Below are 16,918 nucleotides of genomic sequence, written 5' to 3'. Positions count from 1 at the left end.
TAGCGTCCGCGACATGGCAACGTCCGAGGTGCTCGCCGAGATGGTCGCCAGCGTGCTGTCGGTCCCGGTCGCCGTCGGTGACCCGGTGGTCGTCGGCGACACGGTGATCCTGCTGGAGTCCATGAAGATGGAGATCCCGGTCCTCGCCGAGGTCGCCGGGACCGTCGCCGAGATCCGGGTCGTGCCCGGCGACGTCATCCAGGAGGGTGACGTGCTGGCGGTGCTCGAGCACTGAGCCGGTCTGGCAGAGGGGGCGGGATTCGAACCCGCGGTAGGTCTCCCTACGACCGCTTTCAAGGCGGTTCCGATCGGCCACTCCGGCACCCCTCCGTGCACCCGCAGAACGGGCACGAGGGATGAGTTTAGGCGAGGGCTACTCCGAGCCGCCGATCTCCATCGACACCGAGTCGTAGACCAGGTCGTGCATCTTCTGCCGGTAGTGCTCGACATCGTTGAGCAGCCGGCGGACCTCGGCGGCCACCCGGTCGGTGTCGAGGCGGTCGAGGAGACCGCCGCCGAGCGCGGTGAGGCGCCCGAGGAGCTGCTGCCGCTCGCGGTCGCTGGCACCGCTGCGCGCGGCGAGCCAGCCGTCCCAGGACGAGAACCGTTCGTCGCTGAGCGCCTCGCGGACCGCGGCGAGCTGCTTGCGCGTCATCAACCGCCAGTTCGAGGCCGAGCGCGTCCCTCCCAGGGTGCTCCGCAGCTCCGAGATCGCTGACTCGAGAGTCATCGAGCCACCACCTTCCACGCCTTCGTTCGTGCACAGTGGAGATCTGAGTGTGACCCAGGCCACAGTCCGAAACAAGACCCGTGTCGCGATTCGGGACTTCAGTCCTACCCCGATTCGCGTCGGCGTACTCCACGACGATGTAATCGGACGATGAGCACCACCGAACCGCGCGAGTACGGCCTCGCTCCTCAGCTCCGCGCCCGGTTGATGGGCACGTTCCTGGCGGCGGTCGGCGTCACCCTGCTGGTGATGACGGTGGTCGTGGTGGCGTTCAAGCTTCCCGGTGACGTGCTCAGCGCGGTCGTCATCCTGGTGGTCGTGGGGATCGTCGCGTCGGCTTTCTTCCTGGGCCGCCGCTGGTACGTCGTCCGGGTCGACGACACCGGCTACCAGGTCCGCTTCGTCCGCGGTGCGGGGGCGGCGCAGGCGCGTTGGACCGAGGTCGAGGACCTCACCACGGCCGTGGTCGCCGGGTCCGAGTGCGTGCTGCTCCGCCTGCGCGACGGCAGGTCGACAACGATCCCGGTGGCCCTGATCGAGGGCGACCAGGAGGAGTTCGTCGACGAGCTCCAGCGGCGCCTCGACACCGGCCACGGCTACCGCCGGCTCTGACCCCGTTCGGAGTTGGCAGGCCCGATTTCCCGCGGGACCTCAGCGGTGGGTAACCTTTCCCTCGCTGTCGGGGAGGTGTCGCCTAGTCCGGTCTATGGCGCCCGCCTGCTAAGCGGGTTTGGGGCTAAAACCCCATCGAGGGTTCAAATCCCTCCACCTCCGCCAGTGGTCTACCAGGAACCCCGCCCGAACCGGGCGGGGTTCTTGCATGTTTGAGCAATTGCACGCGGGGGCAGGGTTGTTGCATGAACTTGCAGGAAGGTGCAGTGCAGGTTCATGAGGTAACTGGTCTACTTCCCGCCGCAGGTGGGAGTCGAAAGAATCAGGGACACCGATCGCACCCCTTGGTGATCGGACAAAGGGAGGACTCGTCTGATGCGCAAGTACCTAGTTCGCTTGGGAGCGGCCGCAGTTCTCGCTACCACCATCTTCGCCGGGGGCTCGGGCCCGGCGGACGCAGCACCCGCAAGTCATCTCCACCACGTGGTGTCGAGCTTCTCGGACACTGGTTGGTAGACCTGCGGGACAACTGAAAACCCGAGACGAGGACGTCCACGTCACCCCCCAGGCGAACGTCAAGCCTCACGGCCCGTCTCGTGACAAGAGCGGAGAGAACCCCCACTCTCCGCTCTAGTCATGTCCGGGGGAGGTCGCTCACTCCTGGGTGGAGGTCGTGCTCCCCGGCGTCCCCTCGCGCGCGTTCTCGCGCAGCTCCTGCTGGCCGATCGCGTGGCCGAGCTGGAACCGGGTCTCCACGCCGTACTCGGCCTTGAGCGAGGCGACGTAGCCGGCGTAGGTGCGGGTGCTCACGCCGACCCTCTTGGCGCTGGCGTGGTCGCTGTGGCCCTCGACGAGCATCCGCACCGTCATCTTGTGGACGTCCTCGGCGATCCCGCGCTCGGTCGAGACGTCGCGGTCGGCGTACGGGCGGGCTCTCTCCCAGAACCGCTCGAAGATGTCGACGAGGTAGGCCACCATGTTGGCGTCGTGGATGACGACCGCGATCTCGGAGTCCTGGGCGCTGGGCACGACCGCCAGCCGTCGGTCGACGACGATCAGCTTGTTGAAGAACTCGTCGAGCGTGCGCACCTCGGCACCCACCTGGGTCACCTCCTCGACGTACTCACGCGTGGCGACGCTGCGGCGCGCGGAGTGCTGGTACAGCGTGCGCATCTTCACGCCTCGGCCCAGCGCACGACGGTCGCGCTCGATCGCCACCTCGAGGACAGCCTGAGGGCGAGCGCCGTCCGGCTGTGCGGTGAGGAGCTCCTCCTGGGCGTCTCCCACCGTGGCCGTGAGGAACCGGTTGATGTTCGGCCGTCCGCGCAGCTCCACGATCGGTACGTCGGCCGGCGCGGTACGCCGGTAGGCGAGGCCCAGGTCGGCGAAGGTCGTCGCCCAGCCGGTCGACTCGGCGAGCAGCTCGGCGGCGCGCTGGCCCATCGGGGCGACGACGCGGGACTGCACGATGGCCGGATCGACGGGAAGGTAGCTCGCGGTCGACGGGTCGAGGGCGAGCAGGCCGAGGTCGAGCAGGAAGGCGAAGTTGTCGGTCTCGGGGCCTCCGGCCACGATCCGCTCGTCGTCCTGGCTGATCGAGCCCTCGAGCACGATCTTCTGGTAGAGCGCGCCTGCATCGTTCTGCAGCAGCTCCCGGTGCGCGCTGTCGAACTCGGTGCTCATCTGAGGACTATCGCAGAAACCTGCAATATCGGACACAGAACCCGCGGTGAAAAAGCATGCAGGGCCGCACCCGTGCGGGTGCGGCCCTGCATCACTGGCTGGTTGAGCCGGTCGAACCTCAGAGGCCCAGGCGGGCCTTGAGGCCGTCGAGCTCGGTCCAGAGAACGGCCGGCAGGTCGTCGCCGAACTTCTCGAACCACTCCTGGATCTGCGGGATCTCGGCCTTCCACTCCTCGACGTCGACCTTGAGCGCCTCGGCCAGCTGCGCCTCGGTCATCTCCAGGCCGTCGATGTCGAAGGATCCCGGCGCCGGCACGTGACCGATCGGGGTCTCGATCGCGGCGGCCTGACCGTCGATGCGCTCGATGATCCACTTGAGCACCCGGCTGTTCTCGCCGAAGCCCGGCCACAGGAACGTGCCGTCCTCGTCGAGGCGGAACCAGTTCACGTAGAAGATCTTGGGCATCTTGGACGCGTCGTTGTCCTTGCCCATGTTGATCCAGTGGCTGAAGTAGTCGCCGGCGTTGTAGCCGATGAACGGGATCATCGCCATCGGGTCGCGGCGGACGACGCCGACCTGACCGACCGCGGCAGCGGTGGTCTCCGACGACAGCGTCGCGCCGAGGAAGGTGCCGTGGGTCCAGTCGCGGGCCTCGGAGACCAGCGGGATCGTCGTCTTGCGACGGCCACCGAACAGGATGGCGTCGATCGGGACTCCGCGCGGGTCGTCGTACTGGGCGGCGAGCATGTCGCACTGCTTGATCGGGGTGCAGTAACGGCTGTTGGGGTGGCTGGACAGCTCGTCGCTGTCCGGCGTCCAGGGCTCGCCCTTCCAGGACGTGGCCTTCGCCGGCGGGTTCTCCAGGCCCTCCCACCAGACGTCGCCGTCCTCGGTCAGCGCGACGTTGGTGAAGACCGAGTTGCCCTTGTTGATCGTCTTCATCGCGTTCGGGTTGGTGTGCTCGTTGGTGCCCGGGGCCACGCCGAAGAAGCCGAACTCCGGGTTCACGGCCCACAGGCGGCCGTCCTCGCCGATGCGCATCCAGGCGATGTCGTCGCCGATCGCCTCGACCTTCCAGCCCGGGATGGTCGGCTCGAGCATCGCCAGGTTGGTCTTGCCGCAGGCGCTCGGGAAGGCGGCGGCGACGTACTTCACGACCCCGACCGGCGAGGTCAGCTTGAGGATGAGCATGTGCTCGGCCATCCAGCCCTCGTCACGCGCCATCACCGAGGCGATGCGCAGCGCGTAGCACTTCTTGCCGAGCAGCGCGTTGCCGCCGTAGCCCGAACCGAAGCTCCAGATCATCCGCTCCTCGGGGAACTGGACGATGTACTTGGTGTCGTTGCACGGCCAGGCGACGTCGGCCTCGCCCTCGGCCAGCGGGTGGCCCACCGAGTGCAGCGCCGGGACGTAGGTCGCGCCGGTCTCCTCGAGCTTGCGCAGCACGTTGCTGCCCATCCGGGCCATCACGCGCATCGACGCGACGACGTACGCCGAGTCGGTGATCTCGATGCCGAACATCGGCTTGTCGGCCTCGAGGTGGCCCATCACGAAGGGGATGACGTACATGGTGCGACCGCGCATGCAGCCGGCGTAGAGCCCGCGCATGATGTCCTTCATCGCGTTCGGGTCCATCCAGTTGTTGGTGGGCCCGCAGTCCTTCTCGTCGACCGAGCAGATGAAGGTCTTGTCCTCGACGCGTGCCACGTCCGTGGGGTCGGAGGCTGCGTAGAACGAGTTCGGCTTCTTGCTCTCGTCCAGCTGGATGAAGGTGCCGGTGCCGACCAGGAAGTCGGTCAGCTCGGTCCACTCCTCGTCGGAGCCGGTGCACCAGTGGATCGAGTCCGGCTGGGTGAGCTCGGCGACCTCGGTGACCCAGGCGAGGATGTCCTCGCGGGTGGTGGGCGCAGCAGTCTCGTTTGAAATGGGCGCAGTGGCGGTCATGCAGGTGGTCCCCTTCGATCGCGGCGCGTCGCCCGAGGCGATGGTGCGCACCGGCCGTCGAGCGCATCGACGGATTTGGAAGTTGGTGTGTGCGCGATCGGCAGCGCCGTTGCAGACGATCGAATTGTTCGACTGTAACTGTGCGCTCCGGCCCCACCTATTGGATCGTTCCAGTGGTGGCCGGGGTCACTGAGCGCTGCCCGATTTCTGCTCCTGCTCGCGCTCCGCTAACATTGCCGGGTTCCTGCGGCGCAGGGACGAGCGCCCGTAGCTCAACGGATAGAGCATCTGACTACGGATCAGAAGGTTTGGGGTTCGAATCCCTACGGGCGCGCAGACGGAAAAGCCCCCGAAGGTCGAACCTTCGGGGGCTTTTCGATGCCGATGTCAGGCCACCGGCCCACTCCCCAACGTCACCGTCGCGGAGTGCGAGACCCCGGCGCTCGTCTTCCACGAGACATACACCCGGTCCCCGGGCGACTTCGCCGCGATGAGGTCGTGCAGCTGCTCAGCACTGGTGACGGCGACCCCGTTCACCCGGGTGATGGTGTCGCCGGCCTTGATGCCGGCGTCTGCAGCGGCGCCTCCGGACTCGACGCCGGCGACGACCGGCTCGTTGCTCGCGGCGGACAGCTCGACGCCCAGGTAGCCGCTGTAGCCGATCTTCACGTCCGCGCTGGCGTTGCCGGCGATGATCTGCGCGGCGATCGAACGCACCTGGGCGATCGGGATCGCGTAGCCGGTGACGTCCCGCGATCCGCTGGAGGCGGCGACGTTCATCCCGACCACGTCGCCGCTCTTGTTCAGCACGGCCCCACCCGAGTCGCCCGGGACGACGTAGGCGTGCAGCTCGATGAGGCCGGAGAGCCTCGACGAACCCCCGTTGTCGTCCTGGACGGTGATGCTCTGGTCGACCCCGGTGACGGTGCCCGGCGACGCCGTGAGGGATCCGCCGTCACCACCGGCGTCGCCCACCGCCGTCACCGCGTCGCCGACCGCGGCGGCGCTCGAGGCGAACGATGCCGGGGTCAGACCGGAAGCACCCTGGAGCTTGAGGACCGCGACGTCGTGCGTGGCGTCCGCCCCGAGGAAGGTCGCGGTGTAGGTCTTCCCGGTCGAGACGACGGTGACCTTGATCGAGGTCGCGCCGGCGACGACGTGGTGGTTGGTGACGATGGTGCCATCCGCGCTCAGGACCAGGCCGGTGCCCTTGGCGGCGCCGTTCGCCAGGGTCGAGGTGATCTCGACGATGCCGACGGACTGGCTCGAGCTGGCGTCGGACGCGGTCTCGGCTGCCGTGGTCGTCGTGCCCTGCTGACCCGTGTACGGCTGGTCCGAGTACTGCCGCGAGTAGGGCTGGAGCTGCTGGGTCGAGTAGCCGCCCCAGCCGCCGGCCTGCTCGGCGACGTACGGACTGCGCTGCGCTGACGACGTCGGCGGCGGACCGTGGTGGTGGACGGCGTAGACCGAGCCGACCACGGCGCTCGAGGCGAGCAGTCCCAGTGCGGCGACGGTCGCACGCCCGCGGTAACGCCGCGTTCGGGGCTCAGGCCCGGGCTGGGGCTGGAACTCTTGGCTGGGCTCGGTGGTCTCCACGGCTGTCATCTCCATCGCTCATCGGTTACCTCACCGATGCTGGGCGCGATGGCTGTGCGACGTCTGTGGACGCGGTGTCCGAGGACCCAGGAAGTGCTGAAGGAATGCTGAGTGGCGCTCAGCCGGAGAACCTCAGGTCGTCAGGCCTTCTTCAGGCGCGCGATCACACCGTCGATGTCCGCCTGCAACATCTCCCGGCGCACGAAGTGCGCGCCGGGCAGCTCGTACCACTCGTGCGGGATGCCGCGCTGCGCGAGGAGGCCCCGGAACTCCCGCTGCCCGTTGCGGACCGGCGTCTCGTTGACGTCCTCGTCGGTGCCGCAGACCAGGAAGATCCGCTTGTTGCGGTAGCTCTCCAGCCGCTCGACGGGGTTGTCGGCGGTGACCCGACCCTGGTCCCAGAACGGCTCGCCGTAGATCGTGCCGCCGGCCAGGTCGGTCCACTGCGCGCTGGTGTTCGCCCAGTGCACCACCAGGCCGCCGTCGCGACGCAGGCTCGCCGGCCCCGAGTGCGCACTGACCGAGGCGAAGTGGCCGTAGTACTTCGCGGTGTACTTCAGCGCGCCGAAGCCGCCCATCGAGAAGCCCGACACCGCGCGGCCGTCGTACTCGGCGTAGGTGCGGAAGTTGGCGTCGATCCAGGGGATCAGCTGGTTCATGTGGAAGGACTCCCAGTTGCGCGGCCCGTTGTACGCCGAGACCGGGTTGCAGTACCAACCGGCGGTGCCGCCGTCGGGCATCACGACGATGAGGTTCTTCCCTGCGGTCAGGCCGCGGATGTCGTCCTCCATGTCGAACTTGCGGAAGTCCTGCGCACCTCCGTGCAGGAGGTACATCACCGGGTAGCGCCGGCCCGAGGTGTAGTAGTCGCTGGGCAGCAGCACGTTCACCCCCGGCTGCCAGGAGATGTTGCTGGTCGCGAACCGGTAGTACTCCATCCGGTCGAAGGTCGCGTGGTCGGTGATGGTCAACCCGAAGCCGTTGCCCACCGCCCCTGCCGGGGACGCCCCGAGCGAGAGCGCGCCGACGGAGCCGAGCGCGGCCGCGCCTCCGACGGCCTTGAACAGGGTGCGACGACTGACTGCCTGGTCACTGGTCATGCCGTCAGTCTCGGTTCGGCGCGGATCCCGAGCCATGGCGCCAGGGGCCGAAGTTGTTGTCAGAATGGGCCAATGAGGCTGGACGACTTCACCCGCCCGGCGGTGCCGGTCGGCTACGGCCAGCTCATCCTCGACGTGGCTGCGACGCACGGGGTCGAGCCTGCGGCGCTCCTCGCTGCTTCGGACGTCCCTCCCGAGCTGATGCAGGACCCGAACGGGCGGATCTCCGCGATGCAGTCCGGTCTGCTCCTCCTGAATGCGATGGAGATGAGTGCCGAACCGGCGCTCGGCTACGAGATCGGCCTGCACAGCAGCCTCACCTCGCACGGACTGATGGGCTACGGCCTCATCAGCTCTCCCACCGTCCGTGACGCGATCGGTCTGAGTGAGCGGTACATGCCGGCCCGGCTGCCGATGCTGACGATGACCCTGGCCGTCGACGGTCCGGTCGCGGCGATCGAGGTGGTGGACAACGCGCCTCTCGGGCCGGTGCGGCAGTGCACCATCGACCTGTACCTGGTCGGGGTCGCGCGGATCGCTCCGATCCTCACCGATCGCGTGCGCCGGTCCGAGGAGCTCGAGCTCTGGTTCGACTACCCCGAGCCGGAGTACTACGCGCGCTTCGCCGACCGGCTCCCGTCAGCCCGGTTCGAGATGGGCGTGAACCAGGTCCGGTTCCCGGCCGCCGACCTGGACCTCACGCCGGAGACGGCCAACCACGTCACCGTCGCGATGATCGAGGACCAGTGCCGACGCGAGCTCGAGCAGCTCGGCCTGGGTGGCGACCTGGTCACCCAGGTGCTGGCCGCGCTCCGCGAGTCACCGGGCGGAGTCCCGGACCTGGACACGATCGCCGAGCGCCTGCGGATGTCGAGCCGCACCTTCAAGCGCCGGCTGCAGGAGCACGGCACCAGCTTCCGCCAGCTCGTCGAGTCGGCCCGCAAGGCCGAGGCGGTGCGCCTGCTCAGCGCCACCTCGCTGTCGGTGGCCCAGGTCGCGGACAACCTCGGGTACGCCGATGCGAGCAGCTTCTCGCGCGCCTTCCAGAAGTGGACCTCGACGACCCCCGGAGCGTTCCGGCGCGGAACGCCCGAGGTCAGATGAGGCCGGTCGCGTCGTAGACCCAGCTGGTGTCCGCGGACGCCAGGCTCTCGACCCACCAGGCCGGCGCGTGGTTCATGATCGCGCCGAAGTCCCAGTAGTCCTTCCAGAGCGACACCTTGCCGTCCCGCACCCGGTGCACCGTCGCGAACGGGAGGACGAAGGTCTCGCCGGAGGTGAAGGTCCAGGTCTCGGAGTGCTCGTACATGACCGCGTCGCCGTCGGCGACGAGCAGCCCGTCGTGGTTCTCGTACGCGGCCAGCCCGGCCAGCCCGATGCTCACCCGCTTCGCGATGTCGACCGGGCCACGTGCCGCGAGCGCGAGGCCGACCGGCATGTCGACGTACACGCAGTCGTCGGTGAGCCAGTCGCCGAACGCGTCGAAGTCACGTGCGGCCACCGTCCGCCACAAGCCGCGGACGGCTTCCTCGGGGCTGCACGTCATGGATCTCCTCAGTTCGCGGGCAGTCGGTACCGGGACAGGAAGGCCCAGATCAGCTCGTTCGCGTCCGCGGACAGGTCGTCCGGTCCTGCCACGAAGTTGAACGGCACCGGGGTCGGGTGGCCCCACCAGCTGTGCCCGGCCTTGGTCGAGATCATCGCCTGGACGGTGACGTTGCCCGGGCAGCCGCTCCAGACGCGACGACTGATCGTCGGGCTGACGGTCGTCCTGACGGGCCCGGAGGTGCAGCCGTCGAGCTTCACCCACCGGGCGATCGCGGCCTCGACCGGGTAACCCCAGGCCGGTCCCCAGACCCCGCCACCCTTCTGCCCGGCGTACGGGAGCACCGGGTCCTTCATCCCGTGCAGGGCGAGGATCGCGATCGGTCGCGAGGGTCGGCAGTCGGCGGTGTCGATGGTCTGGAAGTCGCTGCCGGTCGCCTTGCCCGCGCGCACGCCCATCACCGGCGCGACCGCGGCGAACACGTCGGCGTCGTGGCACGCGAGGTACGACGACATGATGCCGCCGTTCGAGGCGCCGGTGGCGTAGATGCGGCGCCGGTCCAGGCACAGCGCCCTGGTGAGCTGGTGGGCGATGGCGACCACGAACCTGGTGTCCTCGCGCGACGTCGGCGGGGGCGGGATCTTGAACAGCGGCAACCCGTCGACGTTCCAGAAGTTGCCGGCCGGAAGGTCGAAGCCGAGATTGAAGTAGCCACCGGTCGGGTAGGCGACCGCGTACCCGTGCTTGTCCGAGGACGCGTTCATGCCCGAGGAGTCCCGCATCATCGGGCCGCTCTGGGTGGCGCCGTGCATGCTGATCACCAGTGCCCGCGTCGCCGCGAGGCGGGCCGGCACGTGGGTGAGTACCTGGTAGGTGCGGCCGTCGTAGGTCACCGGCAGCTGCTGGTCGCCGGTCCGCAGCGTGCACGTGCCGACGGTGATGCCGGTGGCCGCGTCGGCGACCGGAACAGCAGGGGCGAGGAGCAGTCCCGAGACCAGCGCGACGGTCGTGACGACCGCCCGGATCCGGTGCGTGGTCATGCTGGACTATCCCGCGCAAGGGCCGCTGGGTCTACAGTCTCGGCTCGTGGCCGATCTCCAGCACTTCCTCTCCACGGTGCCGCTCTTCGGTGCGGCGACCGACTCCGAGCTCGACAGCCTCGCGGCGTACGCGTTCGGCCGGCTGCTGAAGCGCGGGCAGGCGCTGGTGCGCGAAGGTCAGCCCTCGGACCTGCTGTTCGTGGTGGTCGAGGGTCGGCTCAAGGTCTTCGTCGGCTCCGACCGAGGCGAGCACCTCAGCCTGGCGCTCGTCGGTCCCGGTGAGGTGATCGGTCTCTTCGGGGTCGTCGACGGGCACCCGCGGATGGCGACCATCGAGGCGCTCGAGGACGCGCGGCTGGTCTGCATCCGGGCGGAGGACTTCCAGGCACTGCTGCACAGCTCGGCCGGCCTCAGCCTCGCGGTCGCCGAGGAGCTCGCGTTCCGGATCCGCGACGTCACCGGATCCGCGGCGGACCTGGTCTTCCTCGACCTGCCGCGACGGCTGGTCAAGCTGCTGCTCGCCACCTCCGACAAGGACGGGCTGGGCCTGACCCAGACCGAGATCGCGGACCAGCTCGGCGCGGCCCGTACGTCGGTCAACCGGAACCTCTCGTCGTTCCAGCGACGGGGCTGGGTCGAGATCGGCCACAAGAACGTGCGTGTCCTGGATCGGGATGCTCTGGCCGCCTTCGGAGGCTCCTGATTCTCGGCCTTTGGGGCAAGTCGACCAATTGCGGACCCAAGTAGTCCGTTTCGTGATCTATCGCTGAGGGGCTTCGCAGCGCAACGATGGAGGTCCCTCCCAGGGACTCATTCGGGGGTCCCGACCTGTCTCGAACAGGAGGTGCCTCGTGCGCCGTTTCATCGCCCTGGCCAGCGCCACCACGCTGACCGTCACCGCAGCACTCGCTGCACTCGCCGTACCCGCTCAGGCGGTGCAGGGTGACTACACGTACGTCGGTGCTGCCGGCGGTACGCAGGTCAACGCCCTCGGCACCACCATCACCTCAGGCATCCTCGCCTCCTCGAACCTGGCAGGCAGCGAGTACCCGGCCGTGAAGGCGACCTCGGTCGCGGCCGCGGCGATCCCGAACGTCCTCAAGGTCGGCGCCGTCAGCTCGGGCGAGGTCGCGACCGAGATTCCCGGTGGCTACCAGATCGCCTCGCGCGCGCAGATCGCCGGGGTCAACCTGCTCAACGGCCTCATCACCGCGGACGCGCTCGACACGACCGCGACCGCTCGGGTCATCGACGGCGTGGGTGGCGGTGGCGTGATCACCAAGCTCGTGCACCTGACCATCGGCGGCGCGCTGATCCCGGTCGACGTCCAGCCCAACACGACGATCAACCTCGGCAGCATCGCCAAGGTCGTCATCAACGAGAGCGTGCGCGACCCGCTGCCGTTCAACGAGGTGCGCGTCCACGGTTCCGCGCTGCACGTCACGCTGCTCAAGCCGAGCAACGGCATGCCGGCCGGTGCTGAGATCTGGGTCAACCCGACGATGTCGATGCTGGTCCCGACGATCCACACCGACGCGAAGATCGTGGGTGGCTACTCGTTCGGCGTGACGGCGACCGCGGTCGTCGGCTCGTCGGTCAAGGTCCTCGTCCAGCCGGCGGGTGAGCTCGACGTCCCGCCGTACGGCACGGGCGGCGGCACGGTCACCAACAACGTGGCCGGGATCAAGGTTCCGAACGTCGCGACGGTGGGGGCGGTCACGACCACGATGAACGCCTTGGCAACACCGACGCTCGCGGACGTGACCACCACGTCCGAGATCGCCAAGGTGAACCTGCTGAACGGACTGATCACCGCGGATGCGATCCAGGTGCGCTCGCACCAGTTCCGCGGCGGTGAGTACTCCGAGAACACTGCTCGGCTGAACTTCGTGCACCTCACGATCGGCGGCAAGCCGATCGCGATCAACCTCGCGAAGAACAGCACGATCAACCTGCTCGGCATCGCCAAGATCGTCCTCAACGCGCAGGACTTCACCGCGAACGGCAACACGATCGACGCTCTGCGGATCACCCTGCTCAAGCCCTACGGCAGTCTGCCGATCGGTGCGGTCATCCGGGTGGCAGCGGCTTCGACCTTCGTCCAGTAGGAACAGGAACGACGCAGCCCCGGGTCACTGGACCCGGGCTGCGTCGCGTCCGGCTGGTGGTCGCGTCAGGCGGACTCGAGGTCCGCGAAGGCGGCGAGCTCGTCGGTGACATCACGCACCGGGAGCACCAGGGTGAAACGGGCGCCACCGCCGGCGGCGTCGCCGATGCGGAGCGAGCCGCCGTGGCGCAGGGCAACCCGGCGGGCGAAGGCCAGGCCGATGCCGGATCCCTTGGACCGGGCGCCGGCGCTGCCGCGGGTGAGCATGTCGAAGATCTGGCCGCGCTCCTCCATCGGTACGCCGTCGCCGTTGTCGGAGACGCTGATCCGGATCGTCGAACGCGACTGGGTGCCCTCGATGCGCACGACGGGCGCCTCCGGGTCGCCGTACTGGATCGCGTTGGAGACGAGGTTCTGGAGCACCCGGGCGAGCAGGTCCTTCGAGCCGAAGGCGAGCGGCAGCTCAGCGACCTCGACGACGGCTCCCCGTTGCTCGATCAGACCGCCGAGGTCGCTGAGCACATCGGTCACGAGATCGTTGACGTCGAACTCGTCCCCGTCGATCTCGGCGTTGGCAGCCGTGCTGTAGGAGAGCACCGCGTCGACGAGCCCGCCCATCCGCAGCGCGGTGCGGGTCAGCGTCTCCAGGGCGCGGGTGCCTTCCTCGGACAGCTGCGGTCCGTCGATCATGGTGACGAGCTCGGCGTTGCCGGCGATGGTGCTCAGCGGCGACTTGAGGTCGTGCGCCGCGACCTGCGCGAAGGCGGCGAGGTCGGCGCGCGAGGTCTCCAGCTCGAAGGTGCGCTCGGCGACCGCCTCCTCGAGGTGGTGCAGTACCCGGACGCTCTCCAGGGCGACCGCGGTGCTGTCGGCCAGCGCCTGGAGGACCTCGGCCTCGGCCGCGGTCGCGACGTGGGACTCGGCCCAGTAGGTGCCGATCGACCCGACCGGTTCGGAGGTGCGGATCGGCGTCATCGTCAGGCTCTGCACGAAGGTCGGACGGTAGGCCTCGTGCGGGATCCGCGGGTCGACGTAGATGTCCGGGATGACCACCTGCTCCTTGTTGAGCATGGCCCAGCCGCTGATGCAGGCCTCGAGCGGGAAGCGCATCCCGCGCCAGAGCGGCTCGATGGCGTCCTCGTCGACGTAGTAGCACTGCTCGCGGTCGCGGAGCACGAAGGTGGCGCCGTCGGCGTTCACCAGCTCGCGGGCGGCGTGCCGCACGATGTCCACGATCGCGGTGATGTCACGGGCAGCGGCCAGGTCGGTCACGGCCTTCACCAGCCGTCGCAACGTCGCCACCGAGAGGGCGTCGTCGGTCGGAATCGCCGGCTGCTCGACGAGTTCTGCAGTCATAAACGACTACGGTATCGCAGGATGTCCGTTTTGTCCGACCCGTGAGACGGCTCGGGACCTAGGTCATGCCCGAAGTGCCCGTTCGATCTCGGCGGCGAGCCGCTCGGGGGCCTCGATCGAGGTCCAGTGCCCGATCCCGGGCAGCGGGACCACGCTGGTCGCGGGGCGCAGGGCCTTCATCCGCTCGGTCATCGGCAGGATCGCGATCGGGTCCTCGGTGCCCCAGACCATCGTCAGCGGACCGGGGAAGTCGACGAAGCCGGCGGTCCAGCGGTCCTGGTGCACCCGGCGCTCCTCGATGTAGCGGATCAGCCGTGGCATCAGCCGGTCGCCGCGGTCGTGCTTGATCATCGCGATGAGGTCGTCGACCGCCCCCGGCGGCGGCGGTGCCGTCCGGGTGAAGCTCTCCATCAGGCTGCGGCGGAGGATCACCGTGGGCATCGAGAAGAGGGACGGCCGGTTCGGCAGGCGCAGGGTGAGCTTCTGGCCGCGGGTCAGCTGGGCCAGGTCGATGAAGACCGAGCCGTTGGTGAGGATGATCTGCTCGATCGCGAAGGCGAGCTCGCCGGCGTTGCTGCGATGCGCCAGCTCGGCGGTGACCGTGTCGCCCATGTCGTGCCCGACGACCACGCAACGCGTGACGCCGAGCTCGGCCAGGACGGCCTCGACCGCGTCGGTCTGGTCGAACAGCGTGTACGGCGCGTCGAAGCCCTTGTCCGAAAAGCCGTAGCCGGGCAGGTCGAGGGTGATCACCCGTCCCGGCAGCAGTGGAACGAGACCGGCCCAGTCGTGCGAGGAGCCGGGGAAGCCGTGGATCAGCACCAGCGGGAGGTCGCCCTCGCCACGGTCGGTGACGAAGACCGTCCGCCCGCTGATGCTGATCTCGCGTCCCTGGTCGCGCCAGGCGCGCACCGACGACGACAGGCTCACAGCAGCGCCAGCTGTGCGCGCGTCGGGACGAACGGCGTCAGGTGCAGCACCATCCGCGCCTCCGACGGGGTCCGGTCGGCCTTGCGGAAGTTGCACGGCTCGCACGCCGCGACGGCGTTGAGCCACGACCAGTCACCACCGCGGCTCGCCGGGAGGATGTGGTCGACCGTGGTCGCGCGCGCGCCGCAGTAGGCGCAGCGGTGCGCGTCGCGCTTGAGGACACCGGTCCGGGTGAAGCCGGCCGGGCGGTACATCCACTTGGCCGCGACGTAGCGGACCAGGCGGATCACCTTCGGCCACTGGTGCGGGCCGATCATCCGGTCCTCGTGGCCCTCCTCGACGGTGGCCACCTCGCGGAAGAGCATCCGGACGGCGTGCTTGAACGACACCTTGCCCAGTGGCTCGTAGGAGGCGTTCAGCAGCGTGACCGATGACAGGGCAAGGGTCGTGGTCACCGCGAGCACCTCCTTTCTGGGTAACAGTGTGCGGTGGATCAGTCGAATGTGCGATGACGCCGCGCGTTCCGGTTCTTGAACTCTTGGCGGGCCATCTCCTGGAGCTTTCGTGCGACGGCGGCGAGACGCACCTTCTCCGCGACCGTCAGGTCGGGGCGTGCGTGCCCGAGCAGGACGATGCGGTCCGCGTCGGACAGTGACGCCCAGACCCGGTCGAACGTGTCCGCCGCTCTGCCGCTCGCGAACGGGGTGTGCTGCGTGGTGGTGCCCATGGGCGCCTCTCCTTCCTTGGTCGGGTTCTTCCGGTAGCGCCGCCCCGCCGGCTCCTCGATGGCCGACGGGGCACCGCGATCGGTGGTTCAGCCCTTCACGCACATCAGCGTGGTGAGCCGGGCGACGACCTCGACGAGGTCGCTCTGGGCCTCGACGACGGCGTCGAGGTCCTTGTAGGCACCGGGGATCTCGTCGACCACCCCGGCGTCCTTGCGGCACTCGACACCCGCGGTCTGGGCCGCGAGGTCTTCCACCGTGAAGGTGCGCTTGGCCTTGTTGCGCGACATCTTCCGCCCTGCGCCGTGCGACGCGGACCAGTACGACGCCTCGCTGCCGTGACCCTTCACGACGTACGAACCCGTGCCCATCGAGCCCGGGATCAGGCCGTACTCGCCGGCGCCCGCGCGGATCGCGCCCTTGCGGGTGACGATCAGCTCGGTGCCGTCCGACAGCGTCTCGGTCGCCACGTAGTTGTGGTGAGCCGAGATCTGCTCGCCGAACGTGACCTCCAGACCCTGCGCCGCGAACGCCCGAGCGACGACGGCCTGGAAGAGCGCCATCATCACCGCGCGGTTGCGGGACGCGTACTCCTGCGCCCAGTACAGGTCGCGGAGGTAGGCGTCCATCTGCGCCGAGCCGGCGAGGAACACCGCGAGGTCGCGGTCCGGCAGGTCGAGGTTGTGGTCCAGGCCCTTCGCCTCACCGATGTGCCGGTCCGCGATCTCCTTGCCGATGTTGCGCGATCCCGAGTGCAGCATCAGCCACACCTGGCCCGACTCGTCGGTGGTCAGCTCGATGAAGTGGTTGCCACCACCGAGCGAGCCCATCTGCTCCATCGACTTGCGCTCGCGGTCCTTCACGCCCGGGTGGAGGTCCTCGAAGCCCTTCCAGAACGCCTTCCAGCCGGCGAAGCGCCCGTGGTCGAGGCCGAGAGCCCTCACGTCCGGCGCCGACTTGTGCGCCCGGAAGCCGACCGGGATCGTCCGCTCGACGTCCAGGCGCAGCGGGCGCAGGTCGTCGGGCAGGTCGTCCTGGGTCAGGCTGGTGCGGACTGCCTGCATGCCGCAGCCGATGTCCACGCCGACCGCCGCCGGCGAGACCGCGTCGCGCATCGCGACCACCGAACCGACGGTCGCGCCCTTGCCCAGGTGGACGTCGGGCATCACCCGGACGCCGTGCACCCACGGCAGGCGGGAGATGTTGCGCAGCTGGTCGAGCGCCTGCGGCTCGACGTCGGCCGGGTCGGCCCACATCAGGGTCTCGGCACCCGCGCCCGGGAGGGCCATCGGGAAGCCGTGCCCGTTCTTGGTCAGCTCAGTCGTGCTCATGGTTCGCCTCCTTCAGGCGTTGTTGTTTGTCGGGGTGACTGCCGGGAGTTGAACCCGAACCTCCTGGGCCACGTCCAGGCGTGCAGATGCCGCTACACCACAGCCACAGCACCCCCTCCAGGAGTCGAACCTGGGTCCCCGGCTTCGTAGACCGGTGCCTTGTCCGTTGGGCCAAGGGGGTAGGTGGCTGCGTGCGGAGCAACCCGTCTCCGCACGC

General features: G+C 68.8%; 17 protein-coding genes and 5 tRNA genes. 7 read left to right on the top strand and 15 right to left on the bottom strand.

The genetic code is table 11. From position 1 onward, the window contains the following. Positions 1 to 13 precede the first annotated feature (13 nt). A complete protein-coding gene (locus tag EFL95_RS03415; protein WP_123232599.1) occupies positions 14 to 235 on the top strand; it encodes a biotin/lipoyl-binding carrier protein in 222 nt (73 codons plus the stop codon). A 7-nt stretch (positions 236 to 242) separates the two neighbouring features. On the opposite strand, the gene EFL95_RS03410 is transcribed toward EFL95_RS03415, so the two are convergent. Continuing rightward, positions 243 to 330: transfer RNA gene (locus EFL95_RS03410), tRNA-Ser, on the bottom strand. A gap of 43 nt (positions 331 to 373) precedes the next feature. Continuing rightward, positions 374 to 730 (bottom strand): hypothetical protein, encoded by a 357-nt coding sequence (locus tag EFL95_RS03405; RefSeq protein ID WP_148044954.1) that lies wholly within the window; start codon positions 728 to 730, stop codon positions 374 to 376. Between the two features lie 150 nt (positions 731 to 880). Here EFL95_RS03405 and EFL95_RS03400 point away from each other — a divergent pair, with 150 nt between their 5' ends. After that, a complete protein-coding gene (locus EFL95_RS03400; RefSeq protein WP_123232597.1) occupies positions 881 to 1,342 on the top strand; it encodes a hypothetical protein in 462 nt (153 codons plus the stop codon). A 71-nt stretch (positions 1,343 to 1,413) separates the two neighbouring features. Next, positions 1,414 to 1,507 (top strand) — tRNA-Ser (locus EFL95_RS03395). 489 nt (positions 1,508 to 1,996) lie between these two features. On the opposite strand, the gene EFL95_RS03390 is transcribed toward EFL95_RS03395, so the two are convergent. Both EFL95_RS03390 and EFL95_RS03385 read right to left on the bottom strand, forming a co-directional pair. After that, positions 1,997 to 3,025, bottom strand: a complete 1,029-nt coding sequence (locus EFL95_RS03390; protein ID WP_183406999.1) for a TrmB family transcriptional regulator — start codon at positions 3,023 to 3,025, stop codon at positions 1,997 to 1,999. Between the two features lie 118 nt (positions 3,026 to 3,143). Further along, entirely contained in the window at positions 3,144 to 4,970 is a 1,827-nt protein-coding gene (locus EFL95_RS03385; protein ID WP_123232720.1) for a phosphoenolpyruvate carboxykinase (GTP), read from the bottom strand. Between the two features lie 261 nt (positions 4,971 to 5,231). On the opposite strand from EFL95_RS03385, the gene EFL95_RS03380 reads away from it, so the two are divergent. Beyond that, a tRNA-Arg gene (locus EFL95_RS03380) sits at positions 5,232 to 5,304 on the top strand. Positions 5,305 to 5,357: 53 nt separating this feature from the next. On the opposite strand, the gene EFL95_RS03375 is transcribed toward EFL95_RS03380, so the two are convergent. Both EFL95_RS03375 and EFL95_RS03370 read right to left on the bottom strand, forming a co-directional pair. Then, the gene (locus EFL95_RS03375; protein WP_123232596.1) at positions 5,358 to 6,581 is read right to left on the bottom strand and encodes a S1C family serine protease; all 1,224 of its coding nucleotides are present in this window, start codon (positions 6,579 to 6,581) and stop codon (positions 5,358 to 5,360) included. Between the two features lie 125 nt (positions 6,582 to 6,706). Further along, complete coding sequence (locus EFL95_RS03370) at positions 6,707 to 7,666, bottom strand: alpha/beta hydrolase (RefSeq protein ID WP_123232595.1); 960 nt, start codon at positions 7,664 to 7,666, stop codon at positions 6,707 to 6,709. A 72-nt stretch (positions 7,667 to 7,738) separates the two neighbouring features. On the opposite strand from EFL95_RS03370, the gene EFL95_RS03365 reads away from it, so the two are divergent. Beyond that, positions 7,739 to 8,770 carry an AraC family transcriptional regulator gene (locus EFL95_RS03365; protein ID WP_123232594.1) on the top strand — a complete coding sequence of 344 codons (1,032 nt, stop codon included), beginning with the start codon at positions 7,739 to 7,741 and terminating at the stop codon, positions 8,768 to 8,770. Here the strand turns inward: EFL95_RS03365 and EFL95_RS03360 are convergent. Further along, on the bottom strand, positions 8,763 to 9,212 hold the full coding sequence (locus EFL95_RS03360) for a nuclear transport factor 2 family protein (RefSeq protein ID WP_123232593.1): 450 nt from the start codon (positions 9,210 to 9,212) through the stop codon (positions 8,763 to 8,765). The two genes, EFL95_RS03365 and EFL95_RS03360, sit on opposite strands and share 8 nt — an antisense overlap. Positions 9,213 to 9,220: 8 nt before the next feature. Next, the gene (locus tag EFL95_RS03355; RefSeq protein WP_123232592.1) at positions 9,221 to 10,252 is read right to left on the bottom strand and encodes a CE1 family esterase; all 1,032 of its coding nucleotides are present in this window, start codon (positions 10,250 to 10,252) and stop codon (positions 9,221 to 9,223) included. Positions 10,253 to 10,298: 46 nt separating this feature from the next. Here EFL95_RS03355 and EFL95_RS19165 point away from each other — a divergent pair, with 46 nt between their 5' ends. Further along, positions 10,299 to 10,955: a Crp/Fnr family transcriptional regulator gene (locus EFL95_RS19165; RefSeq protein ID WP_183406998.1), complete on the top strand. Its 657-nt coding sequence runs from the start codon at positions 10,299 to 10,301 to the stop codon at positions 10,953 to 10,955. A 148-nt stretch (positions 10,956 to 11,103) separates the two neighbouring features. Further along, complete coding sequence (locus EFL95_RS03345) at positions 11,104 to 12,360, top strand: choice-of-anchor P family protein (protein WP_123232591.1); 1,257 nt, start codon at positions 11,104 to 11,106, stop codon at positions 12,358 to 12,360. 65 nt (positions 12,361 to 12,425) lie between these two features. On the opposite strand, the gene EFL95_RS03340 is transcribed toward EFL95_RS03345, so the two are convergent. The 7 genes from EFL95_RS03340 to EFL95_RS03315 all read right to left on the bottom strand — a co-directional run bounded on the left by EFL95_RS03340 (position 12,426) and on the right by EFL95_RS03315 (position 16,882). Then, entirely contained in the window at positions 12,426 to 13,715 is a 1,290-nt protein-coding gene (locus tag EFL95_RS03340; protein ID WP_123232590.1) for a sensor histidine kinase, read from the bottom strand. 63 nt (positions 13,716 to 13,778) lie between these two features. Further along, a complete protein-coding gene (locus tag EFL95_RS03335; RefSeq protein ID WP_183406997.1) occupies positions 13,779 to 14,645 on the bottom strand; it encodes an alpha/beta fold hydrolase in 867 nt (288 codons plus the stop codon). After that, entirely contained in the window at positions 14,642 to 15,100 is a 459-nt protein-coding gene (locus EFL95_RS03330) for an HNH endonuclease (protein ID WP_246004777.1), read from the bottom strand. The genes EFL95_RS03335 and EFL95_RS03330 overlap by 4 nt, the downstream gene beginning before the upstream one ends. 38 nt (positions 15,101 to 15,138) lie before the next feature. Next, a complete protein-coding gene (locus EFL95_RS03325; protein ID WP_123232588.1) occupies positions 15,139 to 15,372 on the bottom strand; it encodes a hypothetical protein in 234 nt (77 codons plus the stop codon). An 87-nt stretch (positions 15,373 to 15,459) separates the two neighbouring features. Further along, positions 15,460 to 16,701, bottom strand: a complete 1,242-nt coding sequence (locus EFL95_RS03320; RefSeq protein WP_123232587.1) for an RtcB family protein — start codon at positions 16,699 to 16,701, stop codon at positions 15,460 to 15,462. A 33-nt stretch (positions 16,702 to 16,734) separates the two neighbouring features. After that, positions 16,735 to 16,808: transfer RNA gene (locus tag EFL95_RS19345), tRNA-His, on the bottom strand. Positions 16,809 to 16,810: 2 nt separating this feature from the next. Then, positions 16,811 to 16,882: transfer RNA gene (locus tag EFL95_RS03315), tRNA-Arg, on the bottom strand. Positions 16,883 to 16,918 lie beyond the last annotated feature (36 nt).

Source organism: Nocardioides marmorisolisilvae (assembly GCF_003725775.1).
Lineage (GTDB): Bacteria > Actinomycetota > Actinomycetes > Propionibacteriales > Nocardioidaceae > Marmoricola > Marmoricola marmorisolisilvae.
The sequence above is the reverse complement of the archived record's forward strand: the minus strand, read 5'-3'. Positions and strand labels throughout refer to the sequence as shown.

Coding starts and splice junctions, on each gene's coding strand:
- EFL95_RS03415 (WP_123232599.1), top strand. CDS start 14: ATGGCAACGTCCGAGGTGCTCGCCGAGATGGTCGCCAGCGTGCTGTCG.
- EFL95_RS03405 (WP_148044954.1), bottom strand. CDS start 730: ATGACTCTCGAGTCAGCGATCTCGGAGCTGCGGAGCACCCTGGGAGGG.
- EFL95_RS03400 (WP_123232597.1), top strand. CDS start 881: ATGAGCACCACCGAACCGCGCGAGTACGGCCTCGCTCCTCAGCTCCGC.
- EFL95_RS03390 (WP_183406999.1), bottom strand. CDS start 3,025: ATGAGCACCGAGTTCGACAGCGCGCACCGGGAGCTGCTGCAGAACGAT.
- EFL95_RS03385 (WP_123232720.1), bottom strand. CDS start 4,970: ATGACCGCCACTGCGCCCATTTCAAACGAGACTGCTGCGCCCACCACC.
- EFL95_RS03375 (WP_123232596.1), bottom strand. CDS start 6,581: ATGGAGATGACAGCCGTGGAGACCACCGAGCCCAGCCAAGAGTTCCAG.
- EFL95_RS03370 (WP_123232595.1), bottom strand. CDS start 7,666: ATGACCAGTGACCAGGCAGTCAGTCGTCGCACCCTGTTCAAGGCCGTC.
- EFL95_RS03365 (WP_123232594.1), top strand. CDS start 7,739: ATGAGGCTGGACGACTTCACCCGCCCGGCGGTGCCGGTCGGCTACGGC.
- EFL95_RS03360 (WP_123232593.1), bottom strand. CDS start 9,212: ATGACGTGCAGCCCCGAGGAAGCCGTCCGCGGCTTGTGGCGGACGGTG.
- EFL95_RS03355 (WP_123232592.1), bottom strand. CDS start 10,252: ATGACCACGCACCGGATCCGGGCGGTCGTCACGACCGTCGCGCTGGTC.
- EFL95_RS03340 (WP_123232590.1), bottom strand. CDS start 13,715: ATGACTGCAGAACTCGTCGAGCAGCCGGCGATTCCGACCGACGACGCC.
- EFL95_RS03325 (WP_123232588.1), bottom strand. CDS start 15,372: ATGGGCACCACCACGCAGCACACCCCGTTCGCGAGCGGCAGAGCGGCG.
- EFL95_RS03320 (WP_123232587.1), bottom strand. CDS start 16,701: ATGAGCACGACTGAGCTGACCAAGAACGGGCACGGCTTCCCGATGGCC.